The following is a 24,932-nucleotide window of genomic DNA, read 5'->3' as shown; positions in this document are numbered from 1 at the left end:
AAAGGTCACGCCGATGACCCAGCTCGACGACCTCAGCGCCTACCTCATCGCCGGCCGGGTCAGCTCCACTCTGCCCGAGGGCCGACGCAACGAGACGGAGGTCCGGACCGTCCCCCAGGGCATCGCCGACGGCGAGGAGGCCGAGCGTCTCGGCTTCCGCAACGTCTTCCTCTCCGAACGCTGGAATCTCAAGGAGGCCGCGGTGGTGCTCGGCGCGGTGGGGGCGCGGACCGAACGGGTCGGTCTGGCAACCGGTCTCGTCTCCCCGGCCCGCCGTCACGTCCTCCACATGGCGGCCTTCGGGGCCACCATGCACGCGGCGTTCGGTCCACGGTTCATCCTCGGTCTCGGGCGGGGTGACAGCGCTTATCTCCGGCACGAAGGACTCCGGACGGCCGGCTTCGACGGCATCTGCGATTACGTGGACATCCTCCGGAAGCTGTGGCGTGGCGAGAAGGTGTCCTACGACGGTCCGGCCGGCCGATATGAGGGGATCAAGCTCGGTGACGTCTACGACGGCCCGGCCCCGCAGGTCTGGTACGGAACATTCGGTATGCCGCGGGCGGCGGCAGCGGTGGCGCGTGCGTTCGACGGGGTGATCCTGCCGCCGATGATGACCCCGGAAGCCACCGCGGGAAGCGTTGCGCGACTTCGGAAGGCGTGTGAGCAGATCGACCGCGACCCGGCGAGCCTGCGGGTCGTCCAGTGCGTGGTGACCGCGCCGGATCTCGGCGACGAGGAGACCCGGACGCTCGCGCACGCCCGTGCGGTCACCTATCTACAGGCCCAGCAGTACGGCGACGCCCTGACGGCGGTGAACGGATGGGATCCGGGACCGGTGCATCGCCTGCGGACCGCACTGGAAGAGGTTCGGCAGCAGGCGGGGGACGAGTTGGTGGACACCGCATTCCACCGCCGCGAGCTGCTGGAACCGGCGCGCCTGGTACCGGATTCGTGGATGGACGACTCCTGTGCCTTCGGCTCGGCGTCGGACTGCGTGACCGCCCTGGGGTCGTACCGGGACGCCGGCGCGGACGAGGTCGCGACCTATGGCAGCACCCCGGGTCAGAACGCGGCACTGGCCCGGCTGTGGGCGGAGACGAAGGAGCCCGCGATCTCGTCGGTGTGACGCCGAACGGTCCGACCATCGACAACGTCCCCGCGACTCACGAGTCGCGGGGACGTTCTCATCGTGTAGGTGCCGGTCGTCACCCGATGACGGTCACCCGGCCGGTGTCTCCGTCGACGCGCAGCATCTGTCCGTCGCGGATCTGCCTGCTCCCGCTCTCGGTGCCGCAGACGCAGGGGATGCCGATCTCGCGCGCCACGATCGGTCCATGGCTGAGCAGACCGCCGAAATCGGTGACGACGCCGCCGGCGACCATGAACAGCGACACCCAGCTCGGATCGGTGGTCTCGCACACCAGGATGTCCCCGTCGTCGAGTTCGGTCTCGGCGGGATCGCGGACCACACGGGCCCGCCCCTCGACCTGTCCCGCGCTCGCCGCAACGCCGGTGACCACACCGCCCGTTCCGAGGGCGACCTCGTCGTCCTCGTCGACCTTGGTCACCGCGGGATACCCCGCCCACGCCTGAGGAACCCGGATGCCCTGTTGCCGGGCGAACCGATCGATCCGCTCGGTGACGATCGCGCTCTGATCGCCGCTGATCCCGGCCACCAGCGCGTCGTAGCGCAGGTGGAAGACGTGCTCCCGGTCGGTGATGACGCCGCGTTCGACAAGGAGGTCGCCGAGTCTGCGGGCGGCGGCGCGAGCGACGTCGTAGGTGATCAGATATCCGGCCTTGCCCTGCTCGCGCAGTGCGAGGAACCGGCCGGCGATGCGGACCATCCACGCCGTGGCCCGACGCCGTGACCTGGGCGTGGCGCTCAGCAGCCGTTGAACCGCATCGTCGCGGAGCTGCCGCTGTGCCGCACTCCGATGTCGAGGAGCGCGCGGGTTGTCGTCGGCGATCGCGCGGTAGTCCGCCAGCCGCGAACGGATGGGCGCCAGGTTCTCCCGCCAGGTGATCCCGTGGAGCTGGCCCTCGTTGGGGCCGTGGTAACCGTGGCGGTCGACGAACTGCTGCTCGGAGATCGTGCCGTGGGCCAGCGCCCACAGGTCGTAGGCGACCTCGTTCTCGTCCGAACCCACCCCGGAGAGCAGGTGTTGTTCGAGACCGGGGAACCCGCCCGCAGCGGCGGCCTCGGCCACCTTGTCCGCCAGCGCCGAGCTGATGAACGCGACCCCCATGTGGATGGACATGATGTCCTCGAATCGTGTTCGCGCATCGGCGAGTACGGCGAGGCAACCGGCTTCGTCCAGATCGGCGATCCGCGGCAGCCGATCCAGCCGCCAGCGTCGCAGCTCGGCGAACATCGCATCGTGGCGCCTGGGTACCCCGATGACCCACCGCGGTGCCTTCGCCAGGATGGCGGGGTAGCGGCCGACGGTGTTGGCGTCGACCGTGTCGGGGCGTACGTAACCGAACAGTTGCTGTTCGATCGCCGTGGCGGACGTCCCCGGCAGCACGTTCGCGATCTCACGGAACTTGTCGATGTTGCCCGCACCCCAGCCGGCGAAGAGACTCCAAAAGCAGTCACTGACCTCCTCGGGTACCTTCACATCGCTCGACGACAGCGCGCCGAGATCATGGAACATCCGCCGGAAGGCGAGTTCCATCGGCCCGAAGACGAAGCTGATACCGAAGGTGCTGAACACGCCGGGGAACGCCTCGGCGACGTTGCCGGTGGTCCACGTCGTGGATTCGGGCACGTCGGCGCTGTCCAGGGTGTCGAGCATCGTGTCGACCGTGGTGCTCATGAGTCCGAATGCTCCTGTCGTGCATGGGCGTCCAGCAGAGAAGCCAGGTCTCCGGACGGGTCCGCCGTGGGTTCGGCGCCACTGAGCCCCGGATATTCGGTCAACCACCGCCGGATGGTGGCGAGGCCCGGATCGTCGTGGCGACCGTCGACGATGGGAAGCGCGCCGTCGAAGATGATCCCGGCGCCCGCGTCGACGGTCACCGTCCGACCGGCGAGTGTGGTGATGGTGCCGGCGCCGCAGCCGACGACGCACGGCACGGCCATCTCGCGACACACGACCGCAGCGTGGGAGGTCGAGCCGCCGAACTCGGTCAGCACCGCGACTGCCACCGACATGGCGGCGACGTCGTCGGGATCGGTTGTCTGCCTGCCGAGGATCACGTCGGTACCGTCCTCGGCGAGATCCTGGGCGTCGTCGGGATCGGTGACGACAACTCCGGTCCGGATGCCCGGCGATGCGGGTTTGCCGGTCGCCAGCACCTGCGCACGTTCGGCGGCCACGGCGTCGAGGTGTGGTTTCTGCAGTGCGCGAACCTGATCGGCGGTGACCCGCCGCAATGCCTCGGCGGGAGAGATGAGGCCTTCCTCGACCATGTCGACCGCACACCGGACCGCGGCCTCGGGCGTGCGCTTGGCCGCCCGGGACTGCAGCAGCCACAACCGTCCCTCCTCGACGGTGAACTCGATGTCCTGCAGATCCCGTCCCTGTCGCTCCAATGTCTCGCTCACCGCGAGCAACTCGGCGTGGATGCCGGGCATCGTCTCCGCGAGGACGGACAGCGGCACCGCGTCCATGCGCCCGGAGACCACGTCCTCACCCTGTCCGCCGGAGAGCCACTCGCCGTATGCGCCCGGCGCGCCGGTCAGCGGATCGCGGGAGAACAGCACGCCGGTACCGGAATCGGCACCGAGGTTGCCGAACACCATGGCCTGGACGGTGACCGCCGTACCGCTCGTGTCGTCGAGTCCTCGTGCGGCTCGGTAGGAGACCGCGCGTGGCGACTGCCAGGAGTCGAGCACCGCTCGAATCGCCTCGTGCAGCTGTTCTCTGGGGTCCGTCGGCGCCGGCGTGCCCACGACCTTGGCGAACTGTTCGGTGAAGCGATGCCGCGTGTCGGCGGCGTACTGCGCATCACCCGACAGGCCGGCGAGGGCGGTCTCGATCGCGTCGGTCATCCCGAGGTTGAGAACGGTATCCATCATGCCCGGCATGCTCACCGCCGCACCGGACCTCACCGACACGAGCAGCGGCCGCTCGGAGGATCCGAAACTGCGGCCGGTCTCCGACTCGAGGTGCGCGAGAGCGGAGTCGACCTGGTCCCAGAGTCGTTGCGGCACTGTGCGGTCGTGCTCGTAGTACTCGCGACAGACCGCCGTGGTGATGACGAAGGCGGGGGGCACCCGGATGCCCAGGGCACGCATGTGCTGGATGCTCCAGGCCTTTCCGCCGATCAGTTCGCGGTGGTGGTCGGTGGTCCCGTCGAGGATCACGACCTCGGTGGCGACATCGTTGCGATGTCCGGCGATGGTCATAGTGCCCGTCCTGCAGCGGCTTCGGCGGCGCGGGTGCGGCCGGTGAGTCCGATCAGTTCCTCATGGAGTTCGAACCACACGGTGTGGTAGCTGTCGGCGATCGGCCGGGCGAACCAGGAGGTGTCCCCGGACTCCACCTTCCCGAGCGCGGCAGTGAACCGGGCGGGGTAGGGGTGCAGACGCGGTGCATGCTCGACGATGCGCGACAACAGGGGCGCGAACCTCTCGTGAAGCGCACGGAGGTCGGCGACGACCGCGGCGTCGTAGGCGGCGTCGGTGTGGTCGTTCGGGGTGGACTCGTCTTTGAGCTGCCATCGCGACATCAATGCCTTGAGGTCGTCGTTGTGCGCATCGAACTCCTCGTAGGCGTCGGTGAGGGCATCGGTGTCGAGCGTGGCGCGTTCGGCGTCGAGTAGCTCCGACAGGTGGGTTCGACCCTCCGGCGTGGTCTTGTACCGGCCGTTCGCCTCGGCGGCGAAGCCGGCCGCGACCAGCGCATCGAGATCGGTGGTCATCGCGGTCGGGTCGACGCCCACGCTGTCGGCGAGGTCGGTCGCGCGCACACGTCCCTTGAGGCGCAGCGCCTGCAGGACGATCAGTTGTTCGGTCATGGGATCTCCTTGGGTGAACGCGGATCTCAGTGAACGCGGTGGACGATGCCCTGCTCGAAGAAGCCGGCGCCCGGACTCCCGTCGAGCTCGAGCGTCATGAAATCGTCATAGGTGCCGAATGCCGGACCCTCGGTCTCGGCGCCCATCGGGACGAAGAAGCCGGCGTCGCGGTGACGCATGACGCACGTGAGTTCCTGGCCGTCCTCGAGGGTGAAACGCGCGGCCAGGAACTGGGCGGCCGCGGTCCGGCGGAAGGTCACGTCCTCGATGTGGCGGGACCCGGTGGCATCGATCAGGTAACCGTCGGTCGCGAGCCTTCCGTCCATGCCCAGGAACTTCATCACCGACAGGAACGAGTCGCCGAAGACGGCGACGAGCCCCGCGTACTCGGCCCACTGCGCCGCCTCGTCGCGGAAACCCCAGGTGCGATCGCGCATTCCGAATCCGTCGACCTCGGCGCGCGAGCCGCGCAACTCGATGGTGCCGCGCATCGTGCAGGCCTGCTGGAAGTGCTGGAGGGGCTTGCCGGGGACCAGTGGGGGGATGAGTTCGTGCAGGGAGAAGTCGGCCGGGGTGTGCAGGGGCGCGTTGACGAACTGCGCCTGGAGTTCCGGGTGGTCGACGGTGATGGTGCCGTCGAGGCCGAAGGTCAGTGACTCGCTGGCGTACGACCCGCGGTCCAGGGGTTCGATGATCTCGATCTCGTCGCCGCCGACCAGCAGGGAGCACCTGGCCCGCCGCGCTCCGTCGCCGTTGGGGGAGGTGGAGAAGTGGAAGCTTCCGAAGATCCGGCGCTCGACATCCCAGTAGGACAGGTAGGCGTTGTCCTTCCAGATCGGGTCCGACGGGCCGGCCGCGTCGTCGTGCAGGGGCTCGGCCAACGGCCCCCATGCGGTGATCCCGGGTGATGAGGTGGTGACGGTCATGCGTGACCTCCGTGGAGATGGTGTTGAATTTGAATGCGGGATAAAAACTCAGACGGACTCTACAGCGTATAGTCAAACGTGACAAGGGTCACTCGCATCGGTTGATCGGAGAATTCTGTGGCGCGTGGAGCGGGTTTGGACGCTGACCGGATCGTCAAGGCGTGCTTGGCGATAGCGGATGAGGAAGGCATCGGGCAGGTGACGATGCGGCGCTTGTCGCGTGATCTCGACGTCACCCCGATGGCCATCTATCACCATGTCGCCAACAAGGACGAACTGTTCGACCTCGTCCTCGACGAGTCGTTGCGGGCCGTGGAACCCGTCGATCCCGCAGGTGACCCCTTCGATGAGTTGATGCGGTGGGGACGGGCATTCCACCGACTCCTCGTCGACCATCCATCGCTGGCCCAGGAGATGGCATCACGTCGGCTCGAGGGGCCGGTCGCGGTGGGTGCGGCCGGCCGCATCCTCGATCTCCTGGCTCGGGCCGGTACGCCTGACGATCGCGCCGACGAACTGCTGGTCGCCCTGTTCAGCTGCGTTCTCGGTACCGCGCAGTACCGGATCTCGCGAAACGCGGAATCCGCCCGTCGCGGCGGCCGCGCGCTCCCCGAGGATTTCGCCGACGGTAGGGCGGGAATGCGTGATCGGTTGTCCGACACGTCGATCACCGACCAGCGTTTCGCCGCCATTCTCACCGTGCTGATCCGCGGCTATCTACCCGCGGACTGATCGTGGTGCACTGACGCGACGCACTGACGGTCGCGGCTGCGTGTCAGGACGACGGACTGTTCTCCTCGAGAAACCGCATGAGGCGGATCATGATGTCGCGTAGCGCATCCCGATCCTTCGGCAGCGAGGTCTGCTCGTAGCCGACCAGCAGGAAGACCGACCAGTGGGCGAACCGGTGTGCCAGTCGGGTGTCCTCGACGATCTCCGCGACGGACTCGTAGACCACTTCGAACCGCCTGCGATCGACCTCTTCCTGGGTTCGCCGGGCACGTTCGTCGAGATTGCTCCACGTGCGGATGGCCCGCTCGGCGCCGTGCGGCAGGCCCAGGCCGATGTCGATGATCGTCGCCAGGCGTTCGCGCGGGTCCCCGATGGCGGCCAGCCGATCGATCGAGCGGACCGTCCGGGCTTCGAGCCAGTAGGCCAGCAGGCTGCTGGTGTAGTCCGCCCAGTTCGAGAAGTAGTGGTAGAAGGACCCCGAGGTCACCCGGAGGCGTGAGCAGACCTCGGCCAGTTTGAGGCCTCCGTAGCCGAGGTCGGACAGGACGTCCAGGCCTGTTTCGAAATATGCATCGCGTGACAAAACGGTGCTCATGACCTGCTCCTCAACGTTCGGCGGTCGACGGGGTTGACCATAACTGAACTTATGCTATCGTCGTTGTGACTCAGCTCATAGACCCCGCCGAAGAAGCATAGATGCAGGTGGGAGTGCCGCAGACATCGATTTGAATCGAAGTTACATTTAAAAAGGAGGATCTGTCATGGGTTTCACCGACGCTGCCGAGGTCAGGAAGTACATCGGAGGCATCTTCGAGACGGCGTTCGAGGACGCCGAGATCGGACCCAAGCTCGTCGACAGCGGACTCGTGTTCGCCTTCGACTTCAGTAGTCCGGAGGCCGTGGTCGTCGTCGATGCGGTCAACAAGCAGGTGTACGAGGGCTTCGACGGGAGCCCCGAACCGATGGCCACCATGGTCATGCCGGCCGACACCGGAAACGCCTATTGGCAGGGCAAGGTCAATCTCCCCCTGGCGATGGCCAAGAAGAAGATCTCGGTGACCGGCAACGTCGCGAGCCTGCTCAAGCTCGCACCGCTGGGCAAGAAGTTGTTCCCGGTCTACATCAACAACCTCAAGACCGACGGACGCGAGGACCTGCTGGTCTGACGTCGCCGAAACATCCCACACGCAGGAACTCCAGAGAAGAGACAAGCCATGTATCCGGGAACCCACGCGCAGGCGACACCCGACAAGCCGGCGATCATCATGGCCGGCAGCGGCCGGACGGTGACCTACCGAGAACTCGACGATCACTCCGCAGACCTGGCCGCGGCCCTGCACGGAATGGGTCTGCGTAAGGGTGACGTGATCGCGCTGCTGTCGGAGAACGCGCCCGAGTGCCTCGAGATCTACTGGGCGGCAGTCCGTTCCGGCCTGTACGTCACATCGGTGAACTGGCACCTCGCCCCGTCCGAGGTCGCCTACATCGTCTCCGACAGTGACGCACGAGTCCTGTTCGCGTCGTCGGGGGTCGCCGAACTCGCGTCCGCCGTCGTCGAGGAGCTCGGCGACAGTGACATCCGCACCATCGCCTTCGGCGGGAACATCGACGGCTTCGAGGCCTACGGTGACGTGCTCGCCCAGGCCGGTCCGCGGCTCGTCGACCAGCCTCGCGGCTCGGACATGCTCTACTCCTCGGGGACCACCGGCCGACCCAAGGGGGTCAAGCCGTCGTTGCTGCCGATCCAGGTGGACGAGCCCGGCGACCCGATCACGGGTCTGATCCAGCACGTGTTCAAGGTGACCGCCGACGACGTCTACCTCTCGCCTGCGCCGATGTATCACGCCGCGCCGCTCAAATGGTCCGGTGCCATCCACGCCCTCGGGGGCACCGTGGTGATCCTCGAGAAGTTCGACGCCGAGCGCATCCTCGAGGTGATCGAGCAGTACAAGGTGACCATCACGCAGATGGTGCCCACGATGTTCGTCCGGCTCCTGCAGCTGCCGCCGGAGCAGCGGAATGCCCACGACACCTCGTCCCTGCGGTTGGTCGTGCACGCCGCGGCGCCGTGTCCGCCCGACGTCAAGCAGGCGATGATCGACTGGTGGGGACCGATTCTCGTGGAGTACTACAGTGCCACCGAGAACCACGGCACCACCATCATCACGACGCAGGAATGGCTCACCAAGCGGGGATCGGTGGGCAAGTCGGCCATGGGCCCGGTGCACGTCTGTGATGACGACGGCAACGAGCTGCCGACCGGCGAGGTCGGGCTGATCTACTTCGAGCGTGAGACGCGTCCGTTCGAGTACCACAAGGATCCCGAGAAGACCAGGGCCGCCGAGCATCCCGCGCACTCCAACTGGACGACCGTGGGCGATCTCGGATACGTCGACGAGGACGGATACGTCTTCCTGACCGATCGCAAGGCCTTCATGATCATCTCGGGCGGCGTCAACATCTACCCGCAGGAGGTCGAGAACGTCCTCACCCTGCATCCCGCGATCTACGACGTCGCGGTGATCGGCGTCCCCGACGCCGAGATGGGTCAGCAGGTCAAGGCCGTCGTGCAGTTGCGCGCCGGGCAAACCCCCTCCGACGAACTGGCCGACGAGATCATCGCCTACACCCGGGAGCGCATCGCGCACTTCAAGGCACCCCGAACGGTCGACTTCGTCGACGAGTTGCCCCGCACCGCAACCGGAAAGCTCGTCAAGCGTGAGATCGAGAAGCGATACCTGGCGGCAGGAGCACAGGCATGACCAGCACATTGAGCACATCGGCCCGTCCCTACGACCCGCTCAGCATCTCTTCGCTCGACTTCTGGGCGAAGAGCGCGGACGAGCGCGAGCAGACCTTCGCCCAGCTGCGCGCGGCGCGTCCCGTCAGCTGGCACCGGCCGCTCGAGGGCGCCCTGATGCCGCCGGAGAACGACGGCGTGTGGGTCGTCGTCTCGCACGAACACATCACCGAGGTCAGCAAGCATCCCGAATTGTTCTGTTCGGGACAGGGTTTCCAGTTCGAGGAGATCCCCGAGGATCTGCTGTCGGCCGCGGGATCGTTTCTCGGGATGGATGATCCGCGTCATGCGGCCCTGCGCAGGCTGGTCAGCTCCGCGTTCACGCCCAAGCAGGTCGCCAAGATCCACGATCAGATCAAGAACCAGGCGCGGCTGATCGTCGACGGACTCATCGCTCGCAAGGAGGGCGACTTCGTCGAGGCCGTCTCGAAGAAACTCCCGATGTGGACGATCTACGAGATGATGGGCCTCGAGGACCTCGACCAGCGCGAGGAGGCCGCCCATCACGCCGACGGCATGGTGTCCTGGGCCGACGAGGACGTGGCCGCGGGCCGCGAACCCGGTGAGGTCCTGAACGAATCCCTGGTCGGTCTGTTGTCGCTCGGATTCGAGTTCGCCGAGGAGCGCCGCCGCAACCCGAAGTCGGATCTGATGACCGGTCTGGTGAACGCCGAGGTCGACGGGGAGAAGCTCACCGACGAGGAGATCGCGTCGTTCTTCGTGCTGCTGTCGGTGGCCGGCAATGACACCACCCGCAACTCGATCAGCATCACCACCAAGGCCTTCCAGGACTTCCCGGCTCAGCGTGAGCTGCTCCTCTCTGATTTCGACGGGCTGATCAAGCCGGCCATCGAGGAGTTCGTGCGGTGGGCCTCGCCGGTCATGACGTTCCGCCGCACCGCAACCCAGGACACGGTGCTCGGCGGCCAGGAGATCAAGGCCGGCGAGTGGGTGGCGATGATCTATTCGTCGGGCAACCGCGACGAGAAGGTCTTCGAGCGTCCCAACGAATTCGACATCACCCGATCGCCCAACCCCCACGTCGGTTTCGGTGGCGGTGGACCGCACTTCTGCATGGGCAGCTTCGTGGCGAAGATGCAGCTGCAGGAGATCTTCGACCAGCTGCTGCATCGGGCACCCACCCTGAAGGTCGGCGAACCCGAGTATCTCACCGGCAACTTCGTGCGCGCCGTCAAGTCCATGCCCTACACCCTCTGAGCGGAGAATCCATGTCTGAATTCAACGGAAAGCGGTTCGTCGTCACCGGCGCCGCGTCGGGTATCGGCGCCGCGACCGCCGCCAAACTGCTCGACCTCGGTGCCGAGGTGCACAGCCTCGACCGCAACGTGCCGACCGTCCCGGTCACCTCGCACACCGAGGTGGACCTGGCGAACCCGAACAGCATCGACGCCGCGATCGAGTCCCTCGAGGGTTCCTTCGACGGGCTGCTGAACATCGCCGGGGTTCCCGGCACGCTGCCCGGCGAACTGGTGTTCGCGGTCAATTCGCTTGCCGTGCGCCATCTCTCGGAGGCGTTCTTCGACCGCCTCAATCCGGGTGGCAGCATCACCATCGTCAGTTCGACCGCCGGCTTCGGCTGGCCCGCGCGGCTCGAGCAGATCCGCGACCTGCTCAGCACCGACACCTTCGAGGAGGGGCTGGCCTGGTTCAAGGCGAATCCCCAGGAGGGCAACACCTACAACTTCTCCAAGGAGGTCTCCACCGTCTACACCATGTCGATGGGTCTTGCCGTGGCGGAGATGGGTTTCCGCATCAACGCAGTCCTACCCGGCCCGGTCGAGACGCCCATTCTCACCGACTTCGAGGAGTCGATGGGCAAGGACACCCTCGACGGTCTGAAGAATCTGCTGGGTCGCCACGCCGAGCCCGGCGACATCGCCGACACCCTGGTGTTCCTGGTGTCCGACGCCGCGCGCTGGGTCAACGGGCATGCGCTCGTGGTCGACGGCGGCGTCACCGGTTCCGTGCTGTCCGGCGTCGTGCCGGCACCCGAGATCTAGGAGCCGAGACATGGCAACGACGGTCCAGGGACTCGGCGCGGTCGACCACGAGCGCATGATGGCGTCGGTGCGACAGACCTTCGCCTCGGGTCGCACCCGTGACATCAGCTGGCGGCTCGGGCAATTGGCCGCCATCGAGCGGTTGCTCGCCGAACGCGAGGACGAGATCGCCAAGGCCCTGGCCGCCGACCTCGGACGCAGTCCGTCCGAGGCGTGGCTGGGAGACATCGCCTCGACCGCCGGTGAAGCCGCCTATGCGCGGAAGAACCTGAAGAAGTGGATGAAGCGCAAGCGGGTCAAGCTTCCGCTGAACCAGTTGCCCGGGCGCGGCTGGGTGCAGTACGAGCCGCTGGGCGTCGTCCTGGTGATCGGCCCTTGGAATTATCCGGTCTACCTCACGCTGGGCCCACTGATCGCGGCGGTGGCCGCAGGCAACTGTGCCGTGGTCAAACCCTCGGAACTGGCGCCCGCCACCTCGACGCTGCTGACCAGGCTGATCCCCGAGTATCTGGACTCCTCGGCCATCGCGGTCGTCGAAGGGGACGGCCTGGTCACGCAGGAGCTCCTCGCGCTCGGCTTCGACCACGCGCTGTTCACCGGCGGAACCGAGATCGGCAAGAAGATCATGGCGGGAGCCGCGGCCACGCTCACCCCGGTGACCCTGGAACTCGGCGGCAAGAGCCCGGTCATCGTGGCTGCCGACGCCGACCTCGACGTCGCCGCACGGCGGATCGCATGGGTGAAGACCATGAACTCCGGACAGACCTGCATCGCGCCGGATTATGTGCTCGCCCACCGTGACATCGCCGACCGGCTGGTCGAGAAGATCGCCGCGAACATGATCGAGTTCCGATCGGGCGAGGAGGACCCGGCGCTGCGGATCGTCAACCGCCGCCAGTTCGACCGTCTCGCCGGTTACCTGGCGACCACGACGGGTCGGATCGTCGCCGGCGGTGCGACCGATGCCGACCGGTTGACCATCGAACCGACGGTGGTCGTCGACCCGGCGCCGACGGATCCGGTGATGTCCGAGGAGATCTTCGGCCCGATCCTCCCGGTGGTGACCGTCGCGTCCATCCCGGAGGCCGTCGCATTCGTCAACCAGGGGTCGAAGCCGCTGGCGATGTACGCGTTCACCTCGTCGAAAACGCTCGGACAGCACCTGATCGACTCGATCCCCTCCGGGGGAGCGGTGATCAACCACATCGCGATGCACTGTCTCGTTCCCGCCCTGCCGTTCGGTGGCGTCGGGGACTCGGGGATCGGTGACTACCACGGGCAGTGGGGATTCGAGCGGCTCAGCCACCGCAAGGCCGTCCTGTCCAAAACCGCGAAGCCGGACATCCGCCTGATCTATCCGCCCTATTCGGTGCGAGATCTGGCCATCATGCGAAAGCTCTTCTGAATCCACTGATCAGGGCTCTCGCCTCCACATCCACCCAGGAGGGACCATGAAAGTAGTACTCGATCGCGCCCGGTGCACCGGGCTCGGAATCTGCGAATCGCTGGCGTCGGACTTCTTCGAGATCGACGACGACGACGGTTCACTGCTCGTCCTCAAGGACGAGGTCGCAGAGGCCGATCTGATGGAGGTCGAGGAAGCCATATCCGGTTGCCCGACCGAAGCTCTCAGACTTCTCCGGGACAGCGAATGAGAAACCTCGACGGCCGGGTCGTCGTCATCACCGGAGCCGGTGGCGGGCTGGGCCGCGAGTACGCGTTGTGCTGTGCGGGAGAAGGTGCACGGATCGTCGTGAACGATCTGGGCGGTAACCGTGACGGCACCGGTGCCGGGTCGGCCATGGCCGACGAGGTGGTGGCCGAGATCCGTGACCGCGGCGGCGACGCGGTCGCCAATTACGATGACATCTCCGATGTCTCGGGCGCTCTGTCGCTCGTGCGCACCGCCCTCGACCGATTCGGCCAGATCGACGGCGTTATCCACAACGCGGGGATCCTGCGCGACGCCAGCTTCGCCAAGTTGTCGCCGGAGAACTGGGATGCGGTGATGCGGGTGCATCTCTACGGCGGGTTCAACGTGACCAGCGCCGCGTGGCCGCACTTCCGCGAACAGGGTTTCGGCCGGATCGTGGTCGCCACGTCCACCAGCGGCCTGTACGGCAACTTCGGGCAGGCGAACTACGGCGCCGCGAAGTCGGGGCTGATCGGTCTGATCAACACCCTGGCGATCGAAGGCGCCAAGTCGGGGATCACCGCGAATGCCGTTGCGCCGCTGGCAGCCACCCGCATGACTGCCGACGTCGCGCCGCGCGAGATCCTGGACCGGCTTCCGCCCGAGTTCGTCGCCCCGGTCGTCACGCACCTGGTCAACCCGATCTGCACCGAGACCGGATCGATCTTCGTCGTCGGCGGGGGATTGGTGCAGCGCGTGGCGCTCTTCCAGGGGGCCGGGATCACCTTCAGCGAACCGCCGTCGCCGGCCGCCGTCGCCGAGCGGTGGACAGAGATCTGCGATCTGACCGACGCGACCCTCGGCAGCAACCCCCTGGTCTGACGCCCCTGAAACGGCCGGAACCAGAAGAGATCAGAAGAGAGAAGAGTAGTGAGCCCAGCACCGAAGAACACAACCAAGAACACCGCCGACGTCATCGTGGTCGGCGCCGGCCACAACGGCCTCGTGTCGGCCGCCTACCTGGCGCAGGCCGGTCTCGATGTCCTCGTCGTCGAGGCGTCGCCGACCGTCGGTGGAATGACTTCGACGAATCCGTTCGAACCGGAGGCGCCGGGGTACACCATCAACGAGGCATCGATGCAGGCCTCGCTGTTCCGGACCACCACCATCGACAAGGATCTGGGACTGTCGAGGAAGTTCGGGCTCAAGCAGACCGTCATCGACCCCGCCCATGTGCAGCTGAACTACGACGGCACCTCCCTGGCCATGTGGCGGGACCCGCGTCGCACCGCGGATGAACTGCGCTACTTCTCGCCGTCGGACGCCGAGGCGCTGCTGGATCTGTACCGGGTCATCGACGCCGCAGTGGAGATCGGTCTGCCGCTGATGCAGACCAGCCCGGTCAAGCCGGACATCAAGAAGGTTCTGCAGGCCACCAAGGGGATGGTCAAGAACCGCAAGGAACTCGTGGCGGTCGGACGCTGGATGGCGTCGTCGCAGGCGGAGGCGATCGAGGACAGCTTCACCAGCGACGCGATCAAGGCGCCGCTGCTGATCGCGTTGCCGTTCATGCCTTTCGACGCCGACCTCTCGGGCTGGTCGTTGATCTACCTGGGTGTCCTCAGCAAGTACGGGGTGTCGATGTTCCACGGCGGCACGGGCGCTCTCCCGGCTGCGCTGGTCGAGAGCCTGAAGTCCAACGGCGGTCGTGTGCGCACGAGCGCGCCCGTGGACGAACTCGTCATGCACAACGGTCGGGTGACCGGTGTGCGTCTGGTCGGAGGCGAGGAGATCCACGCTCGCCGTGGCGTTCTGACCGCCTGCAGCCCGAAGACGACCCTGACGCGGCTGCTCCCGGAGGGCACACTGCCGCGGGTCCTGCAGAACAAGGCGGACAAGATCCCCACGCGCCGGCGCGGAATCGCCGACTACAAGCTGAACATCGCGCTCAGCGGCAAGATCACGATGGAGAAGCACGAGAAGTGGCGTGGCGACGGAATCGACCTCCGTCTGGGCTGCAACTCGTTCAACACCTACCAGGAGAGCCTCGACGCGGCGAAGGCCTGCATCAGGGGTGATGTGCCCGAACACATTCCGGGACTCGGACATGCGACGACGTCGTTCGACAAGGGATTCGCCCCGGACGGATGCGACATCTTCTGGTTCTGGACCGGGCTGACCCCGTCGGACCCGCGCGAGGGCTGGGAGGTCGCTCGGGACAAGATCACCGAGCGCGTGATCCGCGACGCCTCGCACTACTACAACGGAATCGAGTCCCTCGAGGTTGCGCGACGCCCCCTGGCGCTGCCCGACATCGAGGACCGGTTCTGGGCGATCGACGGCAGTGTCTACCATGTCGATCCGGTGATCTCCCGGTTCGGGCCGCTGAAGCCGGCGGACAAGTTCGCCGGTTACAGCACCCCCATCCCGGGGCTGTACCTCACCGGCGCCGGGACGCATCCGGTCGCGGGGATCTCGGGTATGCCGGGACAGAACGCGGCGCGGGTGATGCTGAAGGAGTTCCGCAAGGAGGACGGCGCGGGTCTGGGTGACCGCCTGCGTTCGGGTCTGGTGCGTGAGAAGACCCTGGAAGCCCGTTACGACAAGGCGGTTTCTGCCGCCCGCTAGATCGGCTCGACGTCACCTGGCGGGCGCCGGCGAACCACCGCCGGCGCTCGCCATCTGGTGTTGGTGGAGTGATTGATCACTGCACTTCAGCGGGGGATTTGTCCGTTTTGATCGCGATCGGCGGGTCGGCCGAAGCCCTGTTGGTCAAATGCCCCAATACGGGGTTGACCATAGGTGGACTTATGGCTAAGGTTCCTTGTGATCCAACGCACATCCACGCATGGGTGTGAACTGCCTACTTAATCAAATATCGATTAAATTCCCGGAGCTGATGTCTCCGAAGATCTTCTGAGAGGAAGGTATGCGCGATCTTCAAGTCTCGGCTGCCGAGGCCGAGATACTCACCTACAAGGATGAGTTCGCCCATCCCGCGCCGCCCTCGGGCGGAGGGGTAGGGGCGGTCGCCGCTCGTGCAGGGGCTCGTACGGTCGAGTACCTGCGGACTGTGCCGAAGGCGTCGATCGCCACCATGGGACGCGCTGCCACCTTGACCGCGGACGTTGTGCGCTACTCGGTCACCGAGACCATCCGGATGCGTCTGCCGATGGTCGAGACTCTCGAGCAGGCTTGGTTCCTGCTGACGGTGACGGCGCTGCCCGCGGTACTCATCGCGTTGCCGTTCGGCACGGAGATCTCGATTCAGGTCGGCGCCGTGGTCAACCAGGTCGGCGCCAAGTCGCTCGCCGGTGCGGCCAGCGGTATCGGGGTGATCTCGCAGGGCGCCCCGATCGCGGCCGGCCTCCTGATGGGAGGTGCCGCGGCGTCGGCGATCGCCGCCGACCTGGGCGCCCGGTCCATCCGTGAGGAGATCGACGCCATGCGGGTGATGGGTGTCGACCCCGTGCAACGCCTTGTCCTGCCGCGCTTCCTGGCCATCCTCCTCATCTCGCCGATCCTCTGCGTCATCATCGTTGCGTCGGCGGTGGCGGCGGGATTCGTTCTCGCCGTCTCGATCAACGGAGTCATCCCCGGCAGCTTCTGGCAGTCCTTCGGAGCGTTCGCCACCCAGACCGACTTCTACTTCGCGATTCTCAAGACGATGCTGTTCGGAATGGAGGTGGTCATCATCGCCAGCCTCCGCGGCCTCGAGGCCAAGGGCGGACCGCGAGGCGTTGCCGACAGCGTGAACGCCTCGGTGGTACTCGGATTCGTCGCGGTGTTCGTCACCAACCTCATGACGACACAGCTCCAGACCATGTTCTTCCCGAGTCAGGTGGGCTGAGGACATGGCATCTCCGACGAAGTACTCCGTGTCCCCGACGCTGTCGCGCACCGGGCGATGGCTCGCCACAAGTGTTTTCACCGTCCAGGAGGGGATCGGCCGGTGGGCGCTGTTCACCCTGCAGACGGTCGTGAACATTCCGTTCACCATCCGGCACTACCGCAAGCAGACCTTCAAGACCATGAACAGCATGGCCTGGGGTCGCGGATCGATCATCGTCGACGGCGGCGTCATCTCGCTGCTGATGATCCTCGGTGTCGCGATCGGCGTCGCGGTGGCGATCGAGGCGTACAACACGTTGAATCTCATCGGTTTCGGACCGCTGACCGGTGTGATCGGCGCCTTCCTCAACATTCGTGAGATGGGTCCGATCATGACCGGCATCGGGTTCGCCGCGCAGGTCGGCTGTCGCATGACCGCCGAGATCGGCTCGATGCGCATCGCCGAGGAGATCGACGCCACCGAGACCCTGGGCATCCGCTCCATCCCGTTCGTGGTCGGCACTCGTCTGGTCGGCGGAATGCTCTGTGTCATACCGGGTTACCTGCTCTCGCTGGCCATCGGGTTCCTGACGGCGAGCGTGTTCGTGAAGGTCGTGCACGGCGCGCCGGCGGGCACCTACGATCACTACTTCTCCCAATTCCTCGACCCGGTCGAGGTCATGTATTCGCTGATCAAGGCGGTGACATTCTGTGCGGTGATCACGATCATCCACTGCTACTACGGCTTCTTCGCGTCCGGAGGGCCAGAAGGGGTCGGACGTGCGTCCGGGCGGGCCATCCGCGCGAGCCTCGTCATGACCATCGTGCTGAACCTCGTGATGACCATCGTGCTGTGGGGTCTTCACCCGGACCTGATCTTCAAGGGGTGAACTGATGGTCTCCGGATTTCTGATCGGATCGGACCGACACCGGCAAAAGGTGTTACGGCGTTCGGGTGCTGTCGTGGTGGCGGTGGCGATCGTCGCCACACTGCTCGGGCTCTACGTCGTCCCGGCGATGACGCCCGACGATCCCGACATCGTGACCGTCACCATCGACACGCCGGCGGTGGGGCCGGGCGTCGAGGCGGGCACCGAGGTGGTCATGTTCGGGGCGCCGGTCGGCAAGGTGACCTCGCTCGACGTCGACCAGGTCGGGGTCACCTCACTGACACTCGAACTCGACCGCAGCTCGGTCGCCGGGCTCGGACGTGACTTCGTCATCGACTTCCGCCCCAAGAATTACTTCGGTATCACCGGCCTGAACATCGCCGACACCGGTGATGCCGCCAGTGGCGAGGTCCGCGACGGCGATCACCTCAGCCGAAGCCCCGGGGCCGACTACACGATGGCCACCATGATCGAGCAGGGTTCGGACGTGGCCAACGGCTCGCTCGTCCCGGAGACGATGGACGCGATCAAGCGAGTCCTGGTGTACACCTCGGCTTTCGAGCCGCTCATCCACACCGGTGTGGTGCTCGCCGACGTCGTCGAGCGTACGCAGCGCGAGATGCCGGCAGAGCTGATCACGAAGTACAACGCCATCGTGGACGCGCTGCCGCCGTTCGTCGACGGATCGATCTCGGCGCTGTTCCACTTCTACAGCAGCGAGTTGCGCGCCGCGGGTGACGAGGTGCAGAACAACTTCACCACCACGCTGAAGGCGATCTCGGACAACTTCTTCTCGATGGTCGGCAGGCTCCTGAAGTCGAACCAGGCAGATCTGACCTCGACGGTTCAGATGGCCACCGAGGCGGCCACCGTGCTGCCGGCCATCGGCCAGGGCGTGATCACTCCGGTCACCGTGCGGGACCTGGTGCGGCGGCTCGACGGCGCCTTCGGCACGAAGGGTGATGGCACAACAGTTCTCAAGGTCGATCTCGCGCTCGAGCGGCTGCCTGCGCTCGCCGTGCCGCTGACCTCGCTGACAGAACGTGGAGGACGCTAGATGAACGGCCGATTCGCCGGTGCGGCTCGGATCATGCGCCCGCTGTGGAAGCTCATCGCCGCGGCCGCGGTGGCGGCGATCCTGTTCGCGGCGATCACCAACGGGATCAAGAACCCCGTGGACGGCACCACCGCCCAGTACACCGCGGACTTCACCGATGCATCAGGTCTGCGACCGAACGCCGACGTTCGTATTCGAGGGGTGAAGGTCGGCAAGGTGACCGCGATCGAGATGCGGCAGTCGGAGGACGCAGCTCACGCCGAGGTGTCGTTCACGTTGCTCGAGCCGCACAAGCTCACGGGTCAGACGAAGGCAGCGGTCAAGTACGCCAACCTGTCCGGTGTCCGGTACGTCGACGTGACCGGTGTGGACGGCCAGGGAGAGTCGGTGACCCACCTCCCGGTGAAGCAGACGATCCCGTCCTTCGACATCACCGAATTGTTCAACGGATTGCAGCCGGTGCTGCAGACCCTCAGCCCCCAGGAGATCAACTCCTTCTCGCAGAACGCCCTCACGCTTCTGCAAGGTGACGGTGGCGGCTTGGCACCGATGCTGAAGAGCGTCGACACCCTCAGTCGCTACGCGACCGACCGTCAGCAGGTCATCTCCGTCCTGGTGGCGAACATGTCGCGGATCTCGGACACGCTGGGCGGAAAGTCTCCCCAGATCCTGGAGTTCCTCCGCGACATCGAGGGACCGGTCGATTCGACTCTCACCGTGCTCGACGAGTTCCGGAAGGCCAGCGAGTACGGGCCGTCGTTCATGGGTGTGCTGAACTCGATCCTGTCCGGTGTCGGAATCCAGCCCGACACCGATGTCGACCGGATTCTCACCGAGGCCTTCCCGACGGTCGACAACCTGTGGCGCTCACTGGAGATGCTCCCGACCATGCTGGAGGGTCTGCAGTCCCCGGTGACCGCACCGATGCCGGAGAAGCGGTGTTCCAAGGGAGAACTCGCTCTCCCCGCCATGGCGAAGGTTCTGATCAACGGAAGTGGAGTGGTCATATGTCGGGCCTGACGCGTGCGTGGGAACGGATACGCGCCAACGATTTCCTGACCGGGATGGTGGCGGTCGGTCTGGCTGCCGTGCTGATCGCCGGCGTGAGTTACTTCTACATGGCGCCCCCCGGGCGGCAGGCGATCACCTTCACGACCCGCGATGTCGCGTCGTTGAGCGGGGGCGAGGACGTCCGCGTGGCGGGTATCTCGGTGGGAAAGGTCGCCGATGTCAGACTTCGCGCCGACGACGTCGAGGTGGAACTCGATGTCACCGACGACGTCGTGGTGGGCGACAGGTCGAGCGTCCGCGTCCAACTGCTCACCGCGGTCGGTGGTTACTTCGTGTCGCTGATCCCCTCGGGTCGGGTCACCGAGACCAGCCGCACGATCCCGGCGGACCGGGTGACCGTGCCCTACACCATCGCCGACACGCTTCAGGAACTGCCGCGCATCACCAACGAGGTGGACGGCGATCCGATCGAGAGCACTCTCGCCCAGGTGGCCGACGGTCTCGGTGAGAACTCGAAATCGTTGCGGCACCTGATCGACGGGATGCGATCGATCTCGACGATCGTCGACAAGCAACGGCGACAGGTCGATTCGATCCTGGCGATGGCGAGCGACTACATGACGACGTTTGCCAACAGCCGGGAGTTCGTCTTCGAGCTGATCCGCAAGGTGAATGTCGCTCTGTCGCAGTTCCACACCTACCGCGCAGGATTCTCGGAGGCCTACCGGCAGCTCGGTGGGGTCCTCCAGCGGCTGGGGGCGGTGTCGAACTTCTATCTCAACCACTCCGACCAGCTCTACGCGGCGGTGGTCGGCGCGCGGAACACCGCGGACCGGCTGCGCAACGGGATGGACGCGATGATCGACAACCTCGGTCCGCTGCAGAGCCGGCTGGCCTCGCTGGTGGCGCCCGAGGGCGCACCGGATGCGGACTCCGCCTTCGTCCTGGACGCGACCGCGATGTGCCTGCCGGTGGCCGGAAGGAAGTGCTGACGTGAAGCGAATGGCAATGAGGTCGGCGGTGTGTCTGGCGATGGCGGCCACGGTCGCCGCCGTGGCGACCACCACCGCCGGCGCGGGCACCGCGCAGGCGCGCGCCGAGGGTGGCTACTGCGCGATGCTGCCCGACTCGATCGGGCTGTACGCGGGCAACAAGGTGACGCAGATGGGTTATCCCATCGGCACCATCGAGTCGATCGAACCGCAGGACATCGGTGTGCGCGTGACCTTCTCGGTCGACAACGACCGACCGATCCCCGCGAACGTCGCGGCGGTGACCCGATCCAAGTCGGTCCTCGCCGACCGCTCACTCGAGCTCGTGGGCAATTACCGGAACGGGGAGCGACTCCGCGCCTCCGAGTGCATTCCCCTCGAACGGGCACACACCCCGCAGAGCATCTCGCAGATCACCGGTTCGGCGGCCGACCTGATCGACCAGCTCGCCCCCGAGGGCGACACCCGGGCACTGGCGGGATCGATCGACGAGATGTCGAGTTCGGTGATCGGTACCGGGCCTCGCGTCGAGACCCTGATGCGCACCGCGGCGTCGGCGGCGCGGAGTCCGGAACGCACCATCGCCGACATCGGCTCCATCATCACGATGACCGCGCCCCTGACGAAGGACGCGCTCGCACGGTGGGGTGACATCTCGTCGATCATCACCAAGCTCCCGCAGGCGACCGACGTTGCGGCGCGGGTCCTCTGGCCCGGAGCCGTGAACATGATCTACGGCATGCAGCCCGTGCTCCTGCTGATCTCCGACATCGAGCCGCGCTACGGCGAGTACCTGTACCCGACACTCGACGTGCTGGCCGACGCGCTTCACGTCGCGGCAACACGTGTGGGGGACGTCCAGAAGGCGCTGTCGGCGATCCCGAGCATGGCGGCCAACGTGGCACTGGTCGCCGAACGCGGACGGGGCGTGGGTCTCCGTGTGCGACCGCCGGAGGTGCGGGTACGCGCCGCCGACGGAAAAGCCTGGTGCGCCCGGGTCAACGCGGTGAAGCCGGGGAGCTGCACCACGGAGCGTGGCGACACCCGGATGGTCCGCGTGGGAGTGCTCGATCTACTGGTGGCTGGAGTTCGACGATGATCGCTCAGATACGAGGCCGGGTGGCGGCGGCTGCTGCCGCAGCACTCGTGGCCGTTGTACTCGGGGGCTGCACGCTCAATCCCGGCGAGCTGGCCTCCTCGGTGCGTTCGGCAGGCGACGGCGAGACGATCACCGTCCAGTTCGACGACACCCTGAATCTCCCGGAGGGCTCCGACGTCACGTTCAACGGGGCGAAGGTGGGTTCGGTGACCGGCGTGGAACTGCGGGGCGATCACGTCGACGTGAACGCCAAACTCACCGGCCGGGTGCGCATCCCGGTCGACGTGACGGCGTCGATCCGCCAGAACACCGTCCTCGGTGATCCCTACGTCGCGCTCGTCGCCACCAGCGGAGGTACGGAAGTCGTCGAATCGGGTGGACTGATCCCGTTGTCGCAGACGACATCTCCGCCACCGCTCGAGGACACCCTCGCCGTGGTCGCGAACTTCGTCAACGGCGGCAGCATCCAGAACATGCAGGATGTGATCCGTACGATGAACACCGCACTGCCCGACATCCGCCAGACCAGGCGCGTCGCGAAGATCTCGGCGATCGACCTGAGCAGTCTCTCGGCGGGCACCGACCTGATCGACGGGATGATCCGCGGGCTCGACGCCACGGCGCTCGCCGTCATACCGCATCTGCCCGCGGCCGAGCAGATGCTCTCCGACGAGGGCATGCACTACTGGAGTCAGCTGGGCAAGCTGTTCTCGGGCATCGGCATCGTGTTGCCGAGTATCGGCAGCGTATTCGAGGGAGGCTACTGGCTGATGCCGTTACTGCGAGGTGTGGACGGGAGCATCGGCACGGTCCGGCAGGGGATCGACGCCATCGGCTCGAATCAGGCTCAGCTGCAACAGTTCCTGTCGAAGAGCCTGTTCCCGTTCCTGCGGAAGCCCGGTCTCGAGATCGTCTCCGCGTCCACCCCGGACGGGCAGGAGATCATCGGCGACGTGACCAAGGTCCTCCGGATGCTCGGAGCGGTCCGATGAGGCGGGGACAGTCCGCCCTCAACGGCCGAACGCTGGTGTCGATCGCCGGGCTGCTTGCCCTGATCGTCGCCTCGCTCGCGTACCTGAACTCACTGGGCCTGTCGGTGACGAACAATGTGAACGTGCGCCACGCCACGATGATGGTGCAGCACACCAACGGTCTGGTCGTCGGTTCCAAGGTCCTGCTGCGGGGCGTGCCCATCGGCCGGGTCACCTCCGTGAAGCCCTCCGTCGAGGGAGTGCGCATCGAATGGAACTACAAGGACAAGTACTCGATCCCGGTGAACTCGGCCTACCGCGTCGACAACCTGTCGGCACTGGGTGAGACCTACCTGGGAATCACCCCGAAGACCGAATCCGGGCCGGTGCTCTCCAACGACGTCGTGCTGACGGCGTCGACGATCACGGTCCCGACCACGGTCGACGAACTGTCGGCGCGGGTCACCCGTTTCCTCGAACAGGTCGACAGCAGGCAGGTCCGCTCGATCGTCGACGAGATCAACGAGGGGCTCCCGGCGGATCAGGAGGTGCTGACCAACATCCAGCACGCGAGCGCACTCCTCGAGGCCACCATCCTGGCCACGCGCGGATCGCTGACCACATTGCTGACCGACTTCCAGCCCCTGCTGACCAAGGGCGCCGGCATCAGCGACTCGCTCGCGGCGTCCGGGGATCCGGTGGAGCGCTTCGCGATCGGACTGGCGAAGTTCCTCAGCGAAGGCGGCAAGAAGGCGTCGACCAGTGCGGACGGCAAGGACGGCTTCATCGTCACCACCAACTCGCCGACCTCGCTCAATCGAGAGGCCAAGCCGCTGCTCGAACACGTACAGAAGTTCCTCGACGAGGCCGCCCCGGACCTCCGGGTCCTCAGTGATGCGGCGCTGCCGTCGGTGGCGTCGGGTGCCCGGAGTCTGCGCAGCGTCGACCTCGGCGCCCTGATGCGGACCGCGCTGGCGACCGCCGGCGACGGCAACGGCCTGGTGGTCAAGGTGGGTGGTAGGTGACCGCTGACCCGGCAGGACCCGATCCGCACGAACCGACTTCGAAATCAGGAGAAGCACCGATGAGCACCCCCACCGTGAAAGCCGAGAAGAACACAACCGACACCGGCGACGACACCGCCACGCCCGCAACCGGATCGGCGACACGCGGCTCCGCGAACGACGAGAAGGGCTCCGACCGGCCCACGGCAGGCGGGGACTCGTTGCTGGCCCGTGCCTCAGGGGTGAAACTCGGCCTGAAGCAGGTCGTCGTCGGTGTGGTGGTCCTCGGTATGGCCGTCGCGATCGGCATCCTCGGGTTCGTCGTCGCGGACAAGTCGGACACCATCAGCGCCATGCAGAGCGAGACCGCCGCCGCGACCACCGCCGAACAGCGCGCTCTCGACTACGCCACCGGTGCAGCCGACATGAATTACAAGGATCTCGGCGCCTGGAACTCCCGGCTGACGGCCAACACGTCGCCGGAACTCACCGCGAAGCTCACCGAGGCATCGACCTCGATGGAACAGGTCATCGTCCCGCTCCAGTGGACCTCCACCGCGCAACCGATCGCTGCCAGCGTCAAGTCCCACGAGGGCGGCGTGTACGTGGTCTCCGCATTCGTGAGCGTGATGACGAAGAACGCCCAGGCACCCGACGGCGTGCAGTCCACGGCGAGTTACACCGTGACCATGGACAGCTCGAAGGACTGGCTGATCACCGACGTGGGCGGCATCGACGGCGCCGTCGCACCCAAGTGACCGGCCGCGACGAGTTCCACCGAGATCAGACCAACAGGAGGACGAGATGGGTGTAGAGGTCAGTGTCGAGGGACTCACCAAGTCGTTTGGCTCGCAGAATATTTGGCGTGATGTCTCCCTGACGCTCCCAGCGGGTGAGGTGTCTGCGCTGCTGGGTCCGTCGGGTACCGGTAAGTCGGTGTTCTTGAAGACGTTGATCGGGTTGCTGCATCCCGAGCAGGGGTCGGTGATCATCGATG

Annotated in this window: 25 protein-coding genes; 20 read left to right on the top strand and 5 right to left on the bottom strand. The window is 66.2% G+C overall.

What is annotated here, in order from left to right; translation table 11 throughout:
• Positions 1-13 precede the first annotated feature (13 nt).
• Positions 14-1,129 (top strand): TIGR03857 family LLM class F420-dependent oxidoreductase, encoded by a 1,116-nt coding sequence (locus NWF34_RS16950; RefSeq protein ID WP_258325584.1) that lies wholly within the window; start codon positions 14-16, stop codon positions 1,127-1,129.
• Positions 1,130-1,208: 79 nt separating this feature from the next.
• Here the strand turns inward: NWF34_RS16950 and NWF34_RS16945 are convergent, their stop codons facing one another.
• From NWF34_RS16945 to NWF34_RS16930, 4 genes are read right to left on the bottom strand one after another with little or no spacing between them, the layout of a single operon-like run.
• Entirely contained in the window at positions 1,209-2,822 is a 1,614-nt protein-coding gene (locus NWF34_RS16945; RefSeq protein WP_258325583.1) for a PEP-utilizing enzyme, read from the bottom strand.
• Positions 2,819-4,357, bottom strand: coding sequence for a pyruvate, phosphate dikinase (locus tag NWF34_RS16940; RefSeq protein ID WP_258325582.1), 1,539 nt, complete (start codon positions 4,355-4,357; stop codon positions 2,819-2,821). Before NWF34_RS16940 ends, NWF34_RS16945 begins: the two co-directional genes overlap by 4 nt.
• Entirely contained in the window at positions 4,354-4,968 is a 615-nt protein-coding gene (locus tag NWF34_RS16935; RefSeq protein WP_258325581.1) for a hypothetical protein, read from the bottom strand. Before NWF34_RS16935 ends, NWF34_RS16940 begins: the two co-directional genes overlap by 4 nt.
• A gap of 26 nt (positions 4,969-4,994) precedes the next feature.
• Complete coding sequence (locus NWF34_RS16930; protein ID WP_258325580.1) at positions 4,995-5,894, bottom strand: hypothetical protein; 900 nt, start codon at positions 5,892-5,894, stop codon at positions 4,995-4,997.
• A 135-nt stretch (positions 5,895-6,029) separates the two neighbouring features.
• Here NWF34_RS16930 and NWF34_RS16925 point away from each other — a divergent pair, with 135 nt between their 5' ends.
• Positions 6,030-6,626: a TetR/AcrR family transcriptional regulator gene (locus NWF34_RS16925; RefSeq protein ID WP_309148643.1), complete on the top strand. Its 597-nt coding sequence runs from the start codon at positions 6,030-6,032 to the stop codon at positions 6,624-6,626.
• Positions 6,627-6,669: 43 nt separating this feature from the next.
• Here the strand turns inward: NWF34_RS16925 and NWF34_RS16920 are convergent, their stop codons facing one another.
• Positions 6,670-7,221 (bottom strand): TetR/AcrR family transcriptional regulator, encoded by a 552-nt coding sequence (locus tag NWF34_RS16920; protein WP_258325578.1) that lies wholly within the window; start codon positions 7,219-7,221, stop codon positions 6,670-6,672.
• Between the two features lie 166 nt (positions 7,222-7,387).
• Here NWF34_RS16920 and NWF34_RS16915 point away from each other — a divergent pair, with 166 nt between their 5' ends.
• The 18 genes from NWF34_RS16915 to NWF34_RS16830 all read left to right on the top strand — a co-directional run.
• Positions 7,388-7,792, top strand: a complete 405-nt coding sequence (locus NWF34_RS16915) for a sterol carrier protein (RefSeq protein WP_074852034.1) — start codon at positions 7,388-7,390, stop codon at positions 7,790-7,792.
• Between the two features lie 48 nt (positions 7,793-7,840).
• The gene (locus tag NWF34_RS16910; protein WP_258325577.1) at positions 7,841-9,388 is read left to right on the top strand and encodes an acyl-CoA synthetase; all 1,548 of its coding nucleotides are present in this window, start codon (positions 7,841-7,843) and stop codon (positions 9,386-9,388) included.
• The gene (locus tag NWF34_RS16905) at positions 9,385-10,644 is read left to right on the top strand and encodes a cytochrome P450 (RefSeq protein ID WP_119031004.1); all 1,260 of its coding nucleotides are present in this window, start codon (positions 9,385-9,387) and stop codon (positions 10,642-10,644) included. The genes NWF34_RS16910 and NWF34_RS16905 overlap by 4 nt, the downstream gene beginning before the upstream one ends.
• A gap of 11 nt (positions 10,645-10,655) precedes the next feature.
• The gene (locus NWF34_RS16900; RefSeq protein WP_258325576.1) at positions 10,656-11,447 is read left to right on the top strand and encodes a coniferyl-alcohol dehydrogenase; all 792 of its coding nucleotides are present in this window, start codon (positions 10,656-10,658) and stop codon (positions 11,445-11,447) included.
• A 10-nt stretch (positions 11,448-11,457) separates the two neighbouring features.
• Positions 11,458-12,852, top strand: coding sequence for an aldehyde dehydrogenase family protein (locus tag NWF34_RS16895; protein WP_119031006.1), 1,395 nt, complete (start codon positions 11,458-11,460; stop codon positions 12,850-12,852).
• A 46-nt stretch (positions 12,853-12,898) separates the two neighbouring features.
• Positions 12,899-13,102 carry a ferredoxin gene (locus NWF34_RS16890; protein ID WP_258325575.1) on the top strand — a complete coding sequence of 68 codons (204 nt, stop codon included), beginning with the start codon at positions 12,899-12,901 and terminating at the stop codon, positions 13,100-13,102.
• The gene (locus NWF34_RS16885) at positions 13,099-13,962 is read left to right on the top strand and encodes an SDR family oxidoreductase (protein ID WP_258325574.1); all 864 of its coding nucleotides are present in this window, start codon (positions 13,099-13,101) and stop codon (positions 13,960-13,962) included. Before NWF34_RS16890 ends, NWF34_RS16885 begins: the two co-directional genes overlap by 4 nt.
• Positions 13,963-14,010: 48 nt before the next feature.
• Positions 14,011-15,708: an NAD(P)/FAD-dependent oxidoreductase gene (locus NWF34_RS16880; RefSeq protein ID WP_119031009.1), complete on the top strand. Its 1,698-nt coding sequence runs from the start codon at positions 14,011-14,013 to the stop codon at positions 15,706-15,708.
• Positions 15,709-16,009: 301 nt separating this feature from the next.
• On the top strand, positions 16,010-16,930 hold the full coding sequence (locus NWF34_RS16875) for an ABC transporter permease (protein WP_084811855.1): 921 nt from the start codon (positions 16,010-16,012) through the stop codon (positions 16,928-16,930).
• Positions 16,931-16,934: 4 nt separating this feature from the next.
• Positions 16,935-17,801: an ABC transporter permease gene (locus tag NWF34_RS16870; RefSeq protein ID WP_084811854.1), complete on the top strand. Its 867-nt coding sequence runs from the start codon at positions 16,935-16,937 to the stop codon at positions 17,799-17,801.
• Between the two features lie 4 nt (positions 17,802-17,805).
• Positions 17,806-18,858, top strand: coding sequence for a hypothetical protein (locus NWF34_RS16865; protein WP_258325573.1), 1,053 nt, complete (start codon positions 17,806-17,808; stop codon positions 18,856-18,858).
• On the top strand, positions 18,859-19,878 hold the full coding sequence (locus tag NWF34_RS16860) for an MlaD family protein (protein ID WP_258325572.1): 1,020 nt from the start codon (positions 18,859-18,861) through the stop codon (positions 19,876-19,878).
• Positions 19,866-20,861 carry an MlaD family protein gene (locus NWF34_RS16855; RefSeq protein ID WP_258325571.1) on the top strand — a complete coding sequence of 332 codons (996 nt, stop codon included), beginning with the start codon at positions 19,866-19,868 and terminating at the stop codon, positions 20,859-20,861. Before NWF34_RS16860 ends, NWF34_RS16855 begins: the two co-directional genes overlap by 13 nt.
• A 10-nt stretch (positions 20,862-20,871) precedes the next feature.
• Positions 20,872-21,960: an MlaD family protein gene (locus NWF34_RS16850; RefSeq protein ID WP_258325625.1), complete on the top strand. Its 1,089-nt coding sequence runs from the start codon at positions 20,872-20,874 to the stop codon at positions 21,958-21,960.
• Complete coding sequence (locus NWF34_RS16845; protein ID WP_258325570.1) at positions 21,957-22,952, top strand: MlaD family protein; 996 nt, start codon at positions 21,957-21,959, stop codon at positions 22,950-22,952. Before NWF34_RS16850 ends, NWF34_RS16845 begins: the two co-directional genes overlap by 4 nt.
• Positions 22,949-23,956, top strand: a complete 1,008-nt coding sequence (locus NWF34_RS16840; RefSeq protein ID WP_258325569.1) for an MlaD family protein — start codon at positions 22,949-22,951, stop codon at positions 23,954-23,956. The genes NWF34_RS16845 and NWF34_RS16840 overlap by 4 nt, the downstream gene beginning before the upstream one ends.
• A 59-nt stretch (positions 23,957-24,015) precedes the next feature.
• Positions 24,016-24,693, top strand: coding sequence for a hypothetical protein (locus NWF34_RS16835; RefSeq protein WP_258325568.1), 678 nt, complete (start codon positions 24,016-24,018; stop codon positions 24,691-24,693).
• Between the two features lie 46 nt (positions 24,694-24,739).
• A partial coding sequence (locus tag NWF34_RS16830) for an ATP-binding cassette domain-containing protein (protein ID WP_258325567.1) occupies positions 24,740-24,932 on the top strand: 193 nt, incomplete at its 3' end.

The sequence above is a fragment of the Gordonia sp. GONU genome, assembly GCF_024733855.1.
Classification (GTDB): domain Bacteria; phylum Actinomycetota; class Actinomycetes; order Mycobacteriales; family Mycobacteriaceae; genus Gordonia; species Gordonia amicalis.
This window is presented reverse-complemented; position numbering and strand designations above follow the sequence as displayed.

What these genes read in the sequence shown, in the direction of transcription:
- NWF34_RS16905 (WP_119031004.1), top strand. Translation starts at nt 9,385, where the DNA reads ATGACCAGCACATTGAGCACATCGGCCCGTCCCTACGACCCGCTCAGC.
- NWF34_RS16940 (WP_258325582.1), bottom strand. Translation starts at nt 4,357, where the DNA reads ATGACCATCGCCGGACATCGCAACGATGTCGCCACCGAGGTCGTGATC.
- NWF34_RS16890 (WP_258325575.1), top strand. Translation starts at nt 12,899, where the DNA reads ATGAAAGTAGTACTCGATCGCGCCCGGTGCACCGGGCTCGGAATCTGC.
- NWF34_RS16930 (WP_258325580.1), bottom strand. Translation starts at nt 5,894, where the DNA reads ATGACCGTCACCACCTCATCACCCGGGATCACCGCATGGGGGCCGTTG.
- NWF34_RS16850 (WP_258325625.1), top strand. Translation starts at nt 20,872, where the DNA reads ATGGCAATGAGGTCGGCGGTGTGTCTGGCGATGGCGGCCACGGTCGCC.
- NWF34_RS16840 (WP_258325569.1), top strand. Translation starts at nt 22,949, where the DNA reads ATGAGGCGGGGACAGTCCGCCCTCAACGGCCGAACGCTGGTGTCGATC.
- NWF34_RS16910 (WP_258325577.1), top strand. Translation starts at nt 7,841, where the DNA reads ATGTATCCGGGAACCCACGCGCAGGCGACACCCGACAAGCCGGCGATC.
- NWF34_RS16935 (WP_258325581.1), bottom strand. Translation starts at nt 4,968, where the DNA reads ATGACCGAACAACTGATCGTCCTGCAGGCGCTGCGCCTCAAGGGACGT.
- NWF34_RS16945 (WP_258325583.1), bottom strand. Translation starts at nt 2,822, where the DNA reads ATGAGCACCACGGTCGACACGATGCTCGACACCCTGGACAGCGCCGAC.
- NWF34_RS16855 (WP_258325571.1), top strand. Translation starts at nt 19,866, where the DNA reads ATGTCGGGCCTGACGCGTGCGTGGGAACGGATACGCGCCAACGATTTC.
- NWF34_RS16895 (WP_119031006.1), top strand. Translation starts at nt 11,458, where the DNA reads ATGGCAACGACGGTCCAGGGACTCGGCGCGGTCGACCACGAGCGCATG.
- NWF34_RS16860 (WP_258325572.1), top strand. Translation starts at nt 18,859, where the DNA reads ATGAACGGCCGATTCGCCGGTGCGGCTCGGATCATGCGCCCGCTGTGG.
- NWF34_RS16870 (WP_084811854.1), top strand. Translation starts at nt 16,935, where the DNA reads ATGGCATCTCCGACGAAGTACTCCGTGTCCCCGACGCTGTCGCGCACC.
- NWF34_RS16875 (WP_084811855.1), top strand. Translation starts at nt 16,010, where the DNA reads ATGCGCGATCTTCAAGTCTCGGCTGCCGAGGCCGAGATACTCACCTAC.
- NWF34_RS16950 (WP_258325584.1), top strand. Translation starts at nt 14, where the DNA reads ATGACCCAGCTCGACGACCTCAGCGCCTACCTCATCGCCGGCCGGGTC.
- NWF34_RS16885 (WP_258325574.1), top strand. Translation starts at nt 13,099, where the DNA reads ATGAGAAACCTCGACGGCCGGGTCGTCGTCATCACCGGAGCCGGTGGC.
- NWF34_RS16865 (WP_258325573.1), top strand. Translation starts at nt 17,806, where the DNA reads ATGGTCTCCGGATTTCTGATCGGATCGGACCGACACCGGCAAAAGGTG.
- NWF34_RS16915 (WP_074852034.1), top strand. Translation starts at nt 7,388, where the DNA reads ATGGGTTTCACCGACGCTGCCGAGGTCAGGAAGTACATCGGAGGCATC.
- NWF34_RS16845 (WP_258325570.1), top strand. Translation starts at nt 21,957, where the DNA reads ATGATCGCTCAGATACGAGGCCGGGTGGCGGCGGCTGCTGCCGCAGCA.
- NWF34_RS16900 (WP_258325576.1), top strand. Translation starts at nt 10,656, where the DNA reads ATGTCTGAATTCAACGGAAAGCGGTTCGTCGTCACCGGCGCCGCGTCG.
- NWF34_RS16835 (WP_258325568.1), top strand. Translation starts at nt 24,016, where the DNA reads ATGAGCACCCCCACCGTGAAAGCCGAGAAGAACACAACCGACACCGGC.
- NWF34_RS16920 (WP_258325578.1), bottom strand. Translation starts at nt 7,221, where the DNA reads ATGAGCACCGTTTTGTCACGCGATGCATATTTCGAAACAGGCCTGGAC.